Origin of the sequence: Pseudomonas antarctica, assembly GCF_001647715.1 — a bacterium.
Lineage (GTDB): Bacteria > Pseudomonadota > Gammaproteobacteria > Pseudomonadales > Pseudomonadaceae > Aquipseudomonas > Aquipseudomonas antarctica_A.
In genome coordinates this window covers 164,187-178,190 of sequence record NZ_CP015600.1, presented here as the reverse complement: position 1 = coordinate 178,190, position 14,004 = coordinate 164,187, and the positions used below count along the sequence as shown (strand labels likewise).

Genomic DNA, 14,004 nt, shown 5'->3' with positions numbered 1-14,004 from the left:
TCCCTCACAGGCTTAAGGCGACACAAAGAGTTGCGTAGATACCTATGGTCAGCGCAGGCAAGCCCGCTCCCTCAGGGGGTTGTATTCAACCTGCAGGAAGGGAGGCTGTTTCGGGGTAGACGGATTCCCAACCGCCACCCAACGCCTTGTACAACCCCACCATCGCCAACGACACGCCAGTGGAGCTTTCAACCCACTGTTCCTGCGTCGCCAGCAGCGCGCTTTGCACCGTGAGCACGTTGACGAAATCCACTACACCTTCGACGTACTGCTGTTGCGCGGTGCTCAGTGCTATCTGGTTCTGGCGCACCGCTTCGGCGAGGCTGTCGCGGCGCAGTTGCGTGGCGTTGTAGCGAGTCAATTGGTCGTCAATTTCATGCCAGGCGCGCAACACGGTTTGCTGATACGCCAGGGCCGCTTCCTGTTGCTGGGCTTCACGCAGGTTCAACATGCCTTGCAGGCGCCCGCCGTTGAACAGCGGCAGGCTGAACTGCGGACCGAAGGCGAACGCTCGGGAGCCCCACGAACCGAAATCCGATAACTGCAGCGCTTGGGAACCGAGGCTGCCGGACAGGGTGATACGCGGGTAGAAATCGCCTTTGGCCACGCCAATGTTGGCGGTGGCGGCGTGCAAGCGCGCCTCGGCCTGACGGATATCGGGGCGGCGTTCGGCCAACTCCGAAGGCAGGCCGATCGCGATCTGGCGCTGGGTTTGCGGTACGGCGGCGTCTTTGGACAATTGTGCGTGCAGCGCTTGCGGCGGCTCGCCCATCAACAGGCTCAGCGCGTTGATCAGCTGGTCCTGGCGCTGCTGCAAATCCGGCAGGCGCGCTTCAATGGCAGCGACCTGGGCGGCGGCTTCGGCCACGTCAAGGTCTGTCGCCACACCGTCGGCCAAGCGCAGTTGCGAGAGCTTGAGGCTGTGCCGGGCCACGTCGAGGTTTTGCTCGGTGACGGCACGGGTGTTCTGCACACCGCGCAGTTGGATGTAGTCCTGGGCGGTCTCGGCGAGTACCGATAAAAGCACGGCGCGGCGATCATTTTCCGCGACTTGCAGGGTGGCGTCGGCGGCTTCGGTTTCACGTTTGACCCGGCCCCAGAAGTCCAGCTCCCAGGCCGCAGAGAAGCCCATGTCCCACTGGTTGTAAGCCGACCGGCCACTCTCACCAGACGGGTCGTTCAAGCCTTTGCCACTGTTGCGTTGGCGCAGGTAATCACCCTTGGCGCTGACCTCGGGGTAACGCTCCGCGGTGGTCACCTGGCGCACGGCGCGGCTTTGTTGCAGGCGGCTGCTGGCCAGTTTGAGGTCGAGGTTATCGGTGAGCGCCCTGCGTGTGAGGGCCGAGAGTTGCTCATCGTGGAACACGTCCCACCAGCGCTCCTGCAAGGGTTCGGTGACGGCGCGACTGGCAGCCTGACGCCCCTGGGGCTCGCTCCATTGCGTGACTTGCGGACCTTGGGGCCGCTGGAAATCCGGGCCGACAGTGCAAGCGCTCAGGCTGATCAGGCTCAAGGTGAGCCAGGCAAATGGCTTCATTGCTGGGCCACCTCACGCGGTTGCGCGACCGACTGGGTGTCGACACTGGCCTCCACCGACATGCCGACGCGCAGGCGCTCGGTCAGCGGTTGGTTCGGCTCGAGGATGATCTTCACCGGAATGCGCTGCACCACCTTGGTGAAGTTGCCGGTGGCATTGTCCGGCTTGACCGAAGCAAACGTCACGCCGGTGGCGGGCGCCAGGCTTTCCAGGTGGCCGTTGAGCAACTCGCCGTCGAGGCTGTCGACGCGCACCTGCACAGCTTGGCCAGCGTGCATATGCGACAGTTGAGTCTCCTGGAAATTAGCCACCACATAGGCCTCAGCCAATGGCACTACCGCGAGGATCTTGCTGCCTGGCGTCACATAGGCGCCGACCCGCACCGCACGCTCACCGACCATGCCATCCACCGGCGCAACGATGCGCGTGTAGGACAGCTGATAGCTGGCCATTTCCAGCGCGGCCTGGGCACGTTTGAGTCCGCCTTCGGCCGCATCACGCTGGGCGGTGAGGATTTCCACTTGCTTGCGTTCGGCCGCTAACACCGCCGTGGCACTGGCCAGGCGCGCGGTGGCCTGGTCGATGCGGGTCTTGGCCTGCTGCGCGTTCTGCACCGTGCCCGCCCCCACGCCGGCGAGGTGGTTGTAGCGGTTCAGTTCATGCTCGGCGAAGGCCACTTCGGCGCGGTCAGCCGACACGGTAGCCTGGGCCTGGGCAATCACAGAACTTTGTCGCTCCAGGGTCGCCGTGGCGTTTTTCAGCTGGGCCCGGGCGACCAGCGTATCGGCATCCGCCGCCTGGGCGGCAGCGCGAAAATCGCGGTCATCGATCAGCGCCAACAATTGGCCGGCTTTTACGCGCTGGTTGTCTTCCACCAGCACTTCCTTGATGAAGCCGGCCACACGCGGTGCGACCAGGGTAAAGTCGGCGGCGACGAAAGCGTCGTTGGTGGTCTGGCGCTTGCTGCCCAACAGGCCCGACGCGACCAGATAAACCAACACGCCGACGGCAAACACGGCAATAACGGCGACGGCAATTTTGTCTTTGCGTTTCATGAGAAGTCCTTGAGGCTAGGTCGGTGCGCGAGGCGGAAAGATCCGCGTGGGCATCCAGAAAATCAGCAGGATCAACGCCACCGCGACACCGGCCATGACGTAATAGAGGTCCGAGGAGGTCAGTACCACGGCCTGTTGGTGCAGGCGGTGCGCCAGGCCCGCCGCGTCGCCGTCGGCAAGCGGTGAGTTGCCCAGTCGGTCCACCAACATCGTCGAGTGGAAGTGCAAACGCTGGGTGGTCAGCACGTCGATCACGGCAGTGGCGACCACGGCGGCGAGGCCTTTGACGGTGTTGAACCACGCCGAGGCGAACGGCCCGTCCATGGGTTGGATGCTGCCGGTCGAGAGCATCAGCAGCGGCAACACCGCCATCGGCTGACCGAAAATTTGCAGCAGGTACAGGCCGTAGAAGTCGTCGCGAATCCACTCCGAGGTCAGGTGTGCGCTGCCCACACAGCACAGCACCAGCATGCTCAAACCGATCCCCAGCACCCACCGGCAATCGACCCAACGCAGGTTGCACAGCGCCGCCACCAACGGCAACGCGATCAACTGCGGCAACGCCATCAGCAACATTACCGGCGCGGTTTGCAGCGGCCGGTAACCCTGGACCTGGGCGAGGAAACTCGATGGGATGATGATCACCGAGGTCAGCACCATCAGCACGCCGGCCAGCACAATCAGGGCAAACGCCAGGTTGCGCAGGCCAAGCATCTGCAACTTGAAGAACGGAATCGGCTGCGACCACTCGTTGATCAAAAACAGCACCAGCAACAGCGTGCCGCCGCTTAGCAGGAACGTGATCAGGCCGGACTCGAACCAGTCCAGGCGATTGCCCTGCAACAGCCCTATCACCAACATGCAGATGGCCGGGAAACCCAGCAGCAGGCCGCGCCAGTTGAACTGCTTGAAACGTTCCAGGCGCAACGGGTCTTGCGGCAAGCCGTAGGCCACCGCGGCCATCGCCAGCAGGCACGGACCGACGATCTGCCAGAACGCCCATTGCCAGCCGATATATTCAGTCCACAACGCCGCCAACGGCGTACCCAGGCTGGGCCCGAAAGTAGCCGTGAGCGCATAGCCGGCCAGGCCATACAGCTTGACGTTGGCCGGCAGGAAACGCAGCGCCACGGTCATCAGCATCGGCGGCAACGCGCCGCCGGCCAGGCCTTGCACGGTACGCAGCACCAACAGGCTTTCGTAATTCGGCGCAAACGGGCACAGGATCCCCAGCACGGTGAACAAACCGATGGCGCACAGCGTGAAGCGGCGCAGGGAAAACGTCACCGAACACCAGGGCGCAAAGGCCATGGCCGCGACGGAGGTGGCCGTGTAGGCGGCGACCAGCCAGGTGCCTTCGTCAAAGCCGATGTACAGCGCACCACGAATATCAGCGAGGGCGACCTTGGTGACCATCTCATTGAGACCGGAGACCAGCACCGCCAACAACACGCCGACCAATCCAATGATGATGCGCGGGCCGAATACGGGCGGGTTCAGGGCTGTAGGTTTGGCTGCAGCCTGGAGGGCGGGGGCAGCGAGGGATGTCATGAACAGGTAACTCGGGATTATAAATACCCGAGCAGTTTAATCAGGCTTATACATGACAAAAAAGTTACTTGTCGGCAGGTTATAAGTGCGCCAGACGCAACTGTTAAGAACTACGAAATTCTGTGGGAGCCGGGCTTGCCCGCGATGCAGACAACTCGGTCTGTCAGGCAGACCGAGGTGAGGCTATCGCAGGTAAGCCAGCTCCCACAGTTTAAGTGGGTTGGGCTTCCAGCCACGTGGCATGGCAGCTCTCGCGCATGGTCTCACGCAGCCATTTGTGGGCCGGGTCTTTGTCGAAGCGGGGGTGCCAGGATTGCGCCAGAACCAGCGTCGGCAGGGAGATCGGCAGCGGGAATGAGCGCAGTGGCAGGTTCAGGCGCGTGGCACTCAAGAGGGCTTCCTTGGGCACCGGCAGCAGCAGGTCGGAATCGGGCAGCATGAACATCGCACCGTGAAAGCCGGGCGCGATCATCGCCACGCGGCGCTCCAGGCCCTGGGCGTTCAGCGCAGTATCAATCGGCCCACGGGCGATGCCACGCCGCGAGATGCTGATGTGGGAATAACTGGCGAAACGCGCGGCGGTGATTTCTTCGTCGAACAGCGGGTGATCTTCTCGTGCCAGGCCGACGAAGGTGGTGGAAAACAAATTCTGTACTTTCACTTCGGGGCTGGACGGCAGCGTGTTGCTCACGCGCAGGTCCAGACGGCCTTCACGCAGCGCATCGTCGTCGGTATCGCCTTCGGGCACGAAACACAGCTCGCACAGCGGCGCCATGCGCTCCATGGTGTCGAACAGCCGACCGCCATACACGCCGACAAAAAAGTCATTGGCCCTCACGCTGAAGCGGCGGCGCAATGTGCTCAGGTCTACCTGGTCGGCCGAGCGAAACAGTAGCGCCGCCTGCTCTACCACGTTGCGCACCTGGCTTTGCAATTGCAGCGCCTTGGGCGTCGGCACCAGGCCGCGGCCGGCGCGCACCAGGATCGGATCGCCCACGGCCTCGCGAATCCGCGTGAGCGTGCGGCTCATGGCCGCCGGGCTCAGGTTCATGCGCCGCGCGGCACCCACCACACTGCCTTCGTCAAGCAAGGCGTCGAGGGCGACCAGCAGGTTCATGTCCGGTAGTTGCATGCCAAGCACTCGTGACCAATGGGGAGTGAGTTGGGCGCAATCGTAGCAGGCTTTACAGGTAACGCTTCAACTTACGAGGCAGGTATTCAGCGTAGGTTCTCTTGGGATAAGCCTGGCACTTGCGCACGATTTCCGGCAAGGCGTTTTCCAGCTCATCCGCCCGGGCCAGGCCTTCGTTGTAGTCGTCTTTGCCGCTTAATGCCGGGAACATCACCGCCACTCGGGTAATGGCAAAGCTCTTCATGGCGATCAACGGGCGGGTGGGATGGTCGCGACGGAAATGGCGGACTTCCTCGTTCAACGCACTGCAGGATTGATAGGTGGTTTGTGTAAAGGTCAGTTGAACCGTTTCGGTTGTTGGCAGTTCAGGCGTGAAGACCATGTCGTTTTGCGCCTTGATCACCGCTGGCCGATCAGCTGTCACTGCCCAGGATTTGAAGCGCCATTGTGTGGCTGCTTCCACTGCAGCGGCGCCGAAAGCCGGCTTGGTGGCGCTGAGCGCTTTGACATCGCTGACCGTACCGTCGCTGTGAATATTCAGGCTGATGCGCGCATGCCCCTGGGTGGCGGTCAACGTTGCCGGGTAGTGCGGCTTGGCCATGGATATCGCTTCGGGCGCGAACTCAGCAAGCACCGGGGTGGACAATAACAAGGCCGCTGCCAAGACAATAAACCGCATCTTCGTAAATCCTTTTATCGGGCATGCCTGACGCCAGGACGGCGTCAGAGGTGGCCGGCATTATCGGAGCCAGCGCAGCCAAAGAGCAATCGTTCCTATTTGAACAGGAACGGTCTTACGGATAAGTCGGATCAGCGCTGCATGCCCCAACGCTTCACCGTCAGCCGCTCGAAGGTGTCGAACACCAGGTTTTCCACGAGCAGGCCGATCAGAATCACCACGGCCAAGCCGGCAAACACCTTGTCGGTGTACAGCTCATTCCGGTTCTGGAAGATGTACCAGCCCAAGCCGCCCTTGCCGCTGGTGGCGCCGAAGACCAGCTCGGCGGCGATCAGCGTACGCCAGGCAAACGCCCAGCCGATTTTCAGGCCCGCCAGGATCGACGGCAGCGCCGCCGGGATCAGGATGAACAGCACAAAACGTATGCCCTTGAGGCCATAGTTGCGACCGGCCATGCGCAGGGTTTCGGACACGCCAAGGAACCCGGAGTAGGTATTCAGCGCCAAGGCCCACAGCACCGAATGCACCAGCACGAAGATCAGGCTGTTCTGCCCGAGGCCAAACCACAGCAGCGCCAGCGGCAGCAAGGCAATCGCCGGCAGCGGGTTGAACATCGAGGTCAGTGTGCTGAGCAGGTCGCGCCCCAATTGGGTCGACACCGCCAGCGTGGTCAAGCCGAACGCCAGCACAATGCCGATCAGGTAGCCCTTGATCAGCACCGCCAGCGAGATACTCACTTTGCTGAGCAACTCACCACTGAGCAGGCCGTCGAACAGTGCGTGCGAGGTCTGCAGGAAACTGGGCAGCAGCAAGTCATTGTTCTGATAGCGGGCGACTGCCTCCCAGAGGATCGCCAACACGATCAGGATCAGGCCCTTACGCAGCCAACCTTGCTGCCACAGGCGTTGACGCAAGGGGAGCTCGCGCTCCACGGGGACGCTGAGCAGCGGTTCGAGGGTGACTTCAAATTCCTGGCGCATGGAGTGTCCCTTCAGTAGGCGATGCGGATATCAGCGAAACCCAACTCACGTTCGGCCTCGGGCGCTTCGTCAAACAGCAGGCGATGAATCCGCCGCGCCGACGCCTGGAACGCCGCGCCACCCAGGCTGTGCAGGTCATATTGATGGCTGTGAATTTCCGCACGCACACGCCCGGGATGCGGCGACAGCAACAGGATGCGATTGCCCACCACCAACGCTTCTTCGATGGAGTGGGTGACGAACAACAGGGTGAAGCGCACCTCTTCCCACAGCAGCAGCAACTCTTCCTGCATTTTGCGTCGTGTCAGGGCATCGAGGGCGGCGAAGGGTTCATCCATGAGCAGGATTTTCGGTTGCATGGCCAGCGCACGGGCGATGGCCACGCGGGCTTTCATGCCGCCGGAAAGGGTATGCGGGTAAGCATCGGCGAAGGCACTGAGGCCTACTTTTTCGAGGTAATGCAGGGCCCGCTCTTCGGCTTCGCGACGCTTCAAGGTTTTCGACGCCAGGAGCGGGAACATCACGTTCTGCTTGACGGTTTTCCACGGCGGCAGTTGGTCGAACTCCTGGAACACCACGATGCGATCCGGGCCGGGCTCATCGACCTTTTGCCCCAACAGGCGAATCTCGCCTTCGCAGGGCTTGATAAACCCGGCGATGGACTTGAGCAAGGTGGATTTGCCGCAGCCTGAGGGGCCGAGCAGTACGTAACGGTCGGCCGGGTCGATCTCGAAACTGACCTGGTGCGTGGCCCGCACCACGCGTTCGGGGGTGCGGTATTCAAGGCTGACGTTATCCACCGCCAACAGGGGTTCGATGGCGGTATTCAGGTTGCTGGCCGCGTGGCCTTGCAGGGGCGCGTTCATTTCAACTCTCTTGCCGGGAATAAGCTTCAGAAAGGCGCGTCGCCCTGGATGGTGGTGCGAAACAGCTTGCGGCGCAGATAGCTGGGGCAACCCGCGGCCAGGTGGATCAGCGAGCGGTTATCCCAGAACACCAGGTCGTGGGGCTGCCACTGGTGGCGGTAGATATTTTGCGGCAGCACGCTGTGGGCGTAGAGCTGGGCCAACAGATCGCGGCTTTCGTCTTCCGGCAGGCCGACGATGCGGGTGGTGAAACCTTCGCTGACGAACAGCGCTTTGCGCCCGTTTTCCGGGTGGGTACGCACAATCGGGTGCACCACTTCCGCCACTTGGGCCAGTTGCTCGGGCGTCAGGGTCGGGCGCCAGTTGCCTTCGAATTTGGTCTCGCTGTAACGCGCCGTGTAGGAGTGCGCAGCGCTGCGCCCCTCCACGGCTTTGCGCAGGTGCTCGGGCAATTGGTCCCAGGCTTTGTGCATGTCGGCGAATAACGTGTCGCCGCCCTCGGAGGGCAGCTCCTGGGCGTGCAGCATCGAGCCCAGGCTGGGCAGCTCTTTGTACGACAGGTCCGAATGCCAGAATTTACCCGCGTCGCCCAGGCCGATGGATTGGCCGTTTTCGATGATATTGGAGACGATCAGGATTTCCGGGTGGTTGGCCAGCAGGAACTGTTTGAGCACGTGGATCTGCAGCACACCGAAGCGACGGCTGAAGGCGATCTGTTGTTCGGGGGTGATTCGCTGGTCGCGGAAGACCACCACATGGTGGTCGAGGTGAGCGCGATGAATGCGCGCGAAGTCCTCGTGGTTGACCGGGCGGGATAAATCCAGGCCGATGATCTCGGCGCCGACACTACCGGGGAACGGGCGAATCTCGAAAGATTGGGCGGTAGAGGTCGCTGTTGGAACAGTAGAGGTGGCGGACATGAGGGCACTCCCGGTCGGACAGGGGAGTGACTTTATAGATATAAGAACGGACGCTTAAATACCGTTAGCGAATATCGATATGCATTAGGGTTGGGATCTGCAGTGAAGCTGATGGCGCCATCGCAGGCAAGCCAGCTCCCACATTTGAATGTGTTCACAAATCAACATGTGGGAGCTGGCTTGCCTGCGATGAGGCCCTGGCAGGCGATAGAGATTACCGCTCGTGCAACGCCTCGGCCCGCGCCTTGATGATCGGCTTGAGCAGGTAGCTCAGGATGCTTTTCTTGCCGGTGATGATGTCCACCGAGGCGACCATGCCGGGGATGATCAGCAATGGCTTCTCATCGGTGCCCAAGTGGCTGCGGTCGGTGCGCAAGGTGATCATGTAGTAAGTGGTTTTTTTGTCTTCATCGGTGATGGTATCGGCACCAATGCGTTCCAGCTTGGCCTTCAGGCCGCCGTAGATGGTGTAGTCATAGGCGGTGAATTTAACGATCGCTTCTTGCCCCGGGTGCAGGAAAGCAATGTCTTGCGGGCGGATCTTGGCTTCCACCAGCAGGGTGTCGTTGAGCGGCACGATTTCGACCATGTCGCTGCCCGGCTGGATCACGCCGCCCACGGTGTTGACCAGTAACTGCTTGACGATACCGCGCACTGGCGAGGTGACCAGCGTACGGCTGACACGGTCTTCGAGGGCGCGGCCAGTGGATTCGGCCTTGTTCAGTTCGGTGCGGGCTTCGTTGAGCTGGGTCAGCGCTTCACTGCGGAACTTGCCACGGGTTTCGTCGATCTTGCGCTGCACTTCCTTGATCGCCGATTCGGCGCGGGGAATCGCCAGGGTGGTGGCGTCGAGCTGACCACGGGTTTCCATTTCGGCGCGCTTGAGGCGCAAGACTTCAACCGGCGACACCGCACCCTGCGCCACCAGGGGCTCGGACATGTTGATTTCCTGGCGTTGCAGGGACAACTGGCTGCGGTACTGGCCTTGTTTGGAGGTAAATTCGCGCAGTTCCTGCTGGCGCTGCACCAATTGCTCCTGCAAGCCACCCACTTCGTCCTTCAACTGCTGGCGGCGGCTTTCATACAAGGAGCGCTCGTTGGCGGCCTGGCTTGGGGCGGCCTTGAGTACCTCGTCAGGGATGTTCAGCGGGCGATCATCCACCTGCGCGCTCAGACGCTCGACACGCAGTTGCATGGCCAGGCGCAAGGCTTCGGTTTCACCGGCATTGGAGACAAACCGCGTGTCATCGAGGCGAATCAACGGTGCGCCAGCCTCTACGATCTGGCCTTCTTTCACATACAACTCGGAGACGATGCCGCCTTCCAGGTTCTGGATTTTCTGCAGCTTGGACGACGGAATCGCCTTGCCGTCGCCACGGGTGACTTCGTCGATGCTGGAGAACCCCGCCCATACCACCAGAAATACAAAGAACGCGATGATCGCCCAGATGGTCAGGCGGATAACCCGCGGTGCATCTTCGATCAGGGCCTTGTTGACCTCGGGCAGGGGCTGGTTGCGCAGGGAGTCGGAGCCTTTGAAATAGCGGCCGACCGCGCTTTTGATGGAGTTAAGCAACACTGATCTGCCCCTTTTTCAACGCTTCCATAACCACGGCTTTCGGGCCATCCGCGAGGATCTGCCCACGGTCGACGACCAACAGGCGGTCCACCAGAGAGAGCAGTGAGGCACGGTGGGTGACCAGCACCACGGTCTTGTTTTGCACCACGGCTTGCAGGCGTTGCTTCAAGCGTTCTTCACCGGTGTTATCCATGGCGCTGGTGGGTTCGTCCAGCAGCAGGATGGGCGGGTTGAGCAACAATGCGCGAGCCAGGGCGACGTTCTGACGCTGGCCGCCGGACAGGTTCTGCCCACGCTCGCCGACTTGCAGCTCATAGCCCTGGGGGTGCAGACGCGCGAATTCGTGCACGCCGGCCAGCTCCGCGGCTTGCAGGACCATTTCATCTTCTACATAACGCGCACCGGACACCAGGTTGTCACGCAGGGTGCCGGCCAGCAATTGGATATCTTGGGCGACGTAGCCGATGTTGTGGCGCAGTTCGCTCACATCGATCTGGCGCACGTCGACGCCGTCCACCAGCAACGCGCCGGAGTCCGGCTGATAAAGACCGACGATCAGTTTGGCGAGGGAGCTTTTACCTGAACCACTGCGGCCGATGATGCCGATTTTCTCGCCCGGCTTGATCACCAGGTTGATGTTTTTCAGCGCAGCGTTCTGTTGGTTCGGGTAGGTAAAGTTCAAGCCCCGACACTCGATGGCACCTTGCAGGGTGCGACGGCTCATCGGGCGCTCTTCGAAATTGCGCTCTTGGGGCAGCTCCATCATCTGGTCCACCGAGGTCATGGTGACCTTGGCTTGCTGGTAACGGGTCAGCAGGCCGGAGAGCGAGGCCAGAGGGCTCAAGGCGCGGCCGCTGAGCATGTAGCAGGCAATCAGGCCGCCCATGCTGAGGTTGCCGTCGATGATCTGGTACACGCCGAACACAATCATGATCACGCCAGCCAGTTGCTGGATCAGCAGGGTCATGTTCATCGACAGGCCCGACAGCAACTTCACGCGCAGCTCAAGCCGGCTCAGGGTGCCAATGGTTTGCTCCCAGCCGTACTGGCGCTCGCTTTCGGCGTTGTTGACCTTGACCGCGTCCAGCCCGGCGAGGGTTTCGATCAGGCTCGACTGGCGCTCGGCGGCCAGGGCCATGGTTCGTTCCATGGTCGCCACCAACGGTTTTTGCAGGGCGTAGCCAATGCCCAGGGCAAGCGGGAACGCCAGCACCGGAATCCACACCAGGTGGCCGCCGAGGATAGCGATCACCAGGAAAATCAGCAGCGTGAACGGCAGGTCGATCAGGCTGGTGAGGGTCAGCGACGCGAGGAAATCGCGCAGGCTCTGAAACTCATGGATGTTCTGCGCAAAGCTGCCGACCCGCGCCGGGCGGTACTTCATGGACATGCCGACGATGCGCTCGAACAGCGTGGCCGAGATGATCAGGTCGGTCTTTTTACCGGCCAGGTCCAGGCACAGGCTGCGCAGGCTTTTGAGGATCAGGTCGAACAGGTAAGCGCCGCAGATGCCCACGGCCAGCACCCACAGGGTGGCAGTGGCCTGGTTCGGCACAACGCGGTCATACACATTCATCACAAACAGCGGCGCGGCCATGGCGATGATGTTGATCAGGAAGCTCGCAGCGATGGCGTCGGTGTAGAGCCAGCGCGAGCGCATGAGGGTGTCACGGAACCACGAACGCGCCCGGGGAATCAGGGAGCCGTGGTTGACGTCGAATTTGTGCTGAGGCTGGGCGAAGAAGACCTTGCCGATGTAGTCGTCCGCCAACTGCTCACGCTTGATCAGCACTTCACCGCCGTCGCTTTCGCTGAGCAGGATCCGCGCCTCGTCTTCGCCTTGCCAGCCGACCAGCACCGTACTGCGACCGTCTTTGAGCAGCAGCAGCGCTGGCAGTGCAATTGTCGGAATCTGTTCGAGCTTGCGTTGCAGCAACCGCCCCTGCAGCCCGGCACGCGCGGCGGCGCGAGGCAGCAGCTCGGCACTCAACCGCTGCGAAGGCAGCGGCAGGCCGGTGGTGAGCATGGCTGCGCTGGCGGGTTTTTGATGCAGGGCACAGAGCGCCAACAACCCGTCCAGTAACGGGTCGTCGTGCAGCGTGCGTGGATCATGACTGAGATGAACTCGACTGACTTCGGATTCCACGCGCTGCACTCTCGACTAACAGATGGGGCTATTGGGGTGACTCAATTCATCCCAGGCAGTTGGACTTTAGGCTTCACGTCGTTTTGCACGACGGAGGCCATCGGTGCGACCACTCCCTGGCTTTTGAGCAATTCGCCCATGGTCGCCTTGATTCGATATTGAGTAAATAACTGAATGTTCTTGATCTCTTCCAAGCGACGGGAAGCGGTGAACAATTCGTTCTCGCTGTCGAGCAAATCCAGCAGGGTACGTTGGCCGAGACTAAACTGCTGCTGGTAGGACGTGCGCACCCGGGTGCTGTGATCCACGTATTGCTGGGCTACCGGCAACTGCGCATTCGCATTGTTCAAGGCGTTCCAGGCCAGGCCCAGTTCTTCATTGAGTTGGCGCAAGGCGTTGTTGCGGATATCCAGTGCCTGGCTGGCCTGGTACGACTTGGATTGCAGGTCAGCCTTGTTGCTGCCACCGGCGAACAGGTTGAAGCGCATGCGCACCATGGCTTCCCAGCCGTTGTTGTGGCTGGCGTCGCCGGACACGTTGTTGTCGGCGTTGGTGCCGAGCTCGGCATCAAAACGCGGGTAGAACGTGGATTTAGCGGCTTCGTACTGGCTCTCGGCGGCGGAAATGTCCGACTCGGCCGAACGCAGGATCGGGCTGTTGTCGAGCATCTGGCGGCGCGCTTCATTCAGGTCTGCCGGCAGCATGGCCATGAACGGGGCCGGGCGTTCGAGCTGGTCGGGCATCTGGCCGACGGCACTGAGGTAGTTGACCTGCGAGTCGGCCAGGTTGGTCTGCTCGGTGATCAGGTTGTTGCGGGCCTGGGCCAGGCGCGCTTCGGCCTGGTCCTGGTCGGCGCCGTTGCCAACGCCGCGCTGGGTGCGCAATTTGATCTGGTCGTAGATGCGTTCGTGGTTGCGCAGATTTTCTTCAGCCAGGCGCACGAACTCGCGACGGGTCAGCACATCCAGGTACACCTGGGCAACGGTCAACCCGGTGCGCTCGGAGGTACCCAGCAAAGAGTAAGCACGAGAATTAACGTTGGCTTGTTGACGCCCGACTTCGCTGGAGGTGGCGAAACCGTCAAAAATCATTTGTTGCAGGCGCAGGCTGGATTCGCCGCGATTGAGCGTGTCCCAGTGGTTGCCGTTTGGGCCGTTGGCGGCACGGGTGGTGGAGTTATCGGTGCCTTCACGGCCGTAACCGGCGTTCAGGTCAACGCGCGGCAGGTAACCACCTTGGGCGGCGCGCAATTGGTAATCGGCGGCGATACGACTATTTACACCGGCTTGAATTTCCGGGTGCACATCCAGCGCCTGCTGCATGGCCTGGGGCAATGTTTGGGCTTGTACAAAACTGGCGGCGAGGACGAACGGTATTGCCTTAAACAGGTGCAGACGCATTAAAAAATTCCCCAGGACTTCTTGTCTCAAATCACAGCGATTGGCCTCGCTGCGTCGGATAATGGCTACCGTTATGACCGTACGTCGGAAAGTTCAAAAAGCGGAACTGCTTCACACATGTAGGACGGTTCGCCGCATAAATATCAATGTGACATTACG

Annotated in this window: 11 protein-coding genes; all 11 read right to left on the bottom strand. The window is 61.4% G+C overall.

The window, feature by feature from the left end; genetic code table 11:
- Positions 1–85: 85 nt before the first annotated feature.
- The 11 genes from A7J50_RS00720 to A7J50_RS00670 all read right to left on the bottom strand — a co-directional run bounded on the left by A7J50_RS00720 (position 86) and on the right by A7J50_RS00670 (position 13,845).
- Positions 86–1,537: an efflux transporter outer membrane subunit gene (locus A7J50_RS00720; RefSeq protein WP_064450100.1), complete on the bottom strand. Its 1,452-nt coding sequence runs from the start codon at positions 1,535–1,537 to the stop codon at positions 86–88.
- Positions 1,534–2,592 carry an HlyD family secretion protein gene (locus A7J50_RS00715; RefSeq protein WP_064450099.1) on the bottom strand — a complete coding sequence of 353 codons (1,059 nt, stop codon included), beginning with the start codon at positions 2,590–2,592 and terminating at the stop codon, positions 1,534–1,536. Before A7J50_RS00715 ends, A7J50_RS00720 begins: the two co-directional genes overlap by 4 nt.
- A gap of 15 nt (positions 2,593–2,607) precedes the next feature.
- On the bottom strand, positions 2,608–4,143 hold the full coding sequence (locus A7J50_RS00710; RefSeq protein ID WP_064450098.1) for an MFS transporter: 1,536 nt from the start codon (positions 4,141–4,143) through the stop codon (positions 2,608–2,610).
- Positions 4,144–4,354: 211 nt separating this feature from the next.
- Entirely contained in the window at positions 4,355–5,275 is a 921-nt protein-coding gene (locus A7J50_RS00705; RefSeq protein ID WP_064450097.1) for a LysR family transcriptional regulator, read from the bottom strand.
- A 52-nt stretch (positions 5,276–5,327) separates the two neighbouring features.
- Entirely contained in the window at positions 5,328–5,954 is a 627-nt protein-coding gene (locus A7J50_RS00700) for a TonB family protein (RefSeq protein ID WP_064450096.1), read from the bottom strand.
- Positions 5,955–6,085: 131 nt separating this feature from the next.
- Positions 6,086–6,934, bottom strand: coding sequence for an ABC transporter permease (locus tag A7J50_RS00695; RefSeq protein ID WP_064450095.1), 849 nt, complete (start codon positions 6,932–6,934; stop codon positions 6,086–6,088).
- Between the two features lie 11 nt (positions 6,935–6,945).
- On the bottom strand, positions 6,946–7,800 hold the full coding sequence (locus tag A7J50_RS00690; RefSeq protein ID WP_064450094.1) for an ABC transporter ATP-binding protein: 855 nt from the start codon (positions 7,798–7,800) through the stop codon (positions 6,946–6,948).
- 26 nt (positions 7,801–7,826) lie between these two features.
- The gene (locus A7J50_RS00685) at positions 7,827–8,720 is read right to left on the bottom strand and encodes a TauD/TfdA dioxygenase family protein (RefSeq protein ID WP_064450093.1); all 894 of its coding nucleotides are present in this window, start codon (positions 8,718–8,720) and stop codon (positions 7,827–7,829) included.
- Positions 8,721–8,934: 214 nt separating this feature from the next.
- A complete protein-coding gene (locus A7J50_RS00680; protein WP_064450092.1) occupies positions 8,935–10,299 on the bottom strand; it encodes an HlyD family type I secretion periplasmic adaptor subunit in 1,365 nt (454 codons plus the stop codon).
- The gene (locus A7J50_RS00675) at positions 10,289–12,445 is read right to left on the bottom strand and encodes a type I secretion system permease/ATPase (RefSeq protein ID WP_064454832.1); all 2,157 of its coding nucleotides are present in this window, start codon (positions 12,443–12,445) and stop codon (positions 10,289–10,291) included. Before A7J50_RS00675 ends, A7J50_RS00680 begins: the two co-directional genes overlap by 11 nt.
- Positions 12,446–12,486: 41 nt before the next feature.
- Positions 12,487–13,845, bottom strand: coding sequence for a TolC family outer membrane protein (locus A7J50_RS00670; RefSeq protein WP_064450091.1), 1,359 nt, complete (start codon positions 13,843–13,845; stop codon positions 12,487–12,489).
- Positions 13,846–14,004: the final 159 nt, after the last annotated feature.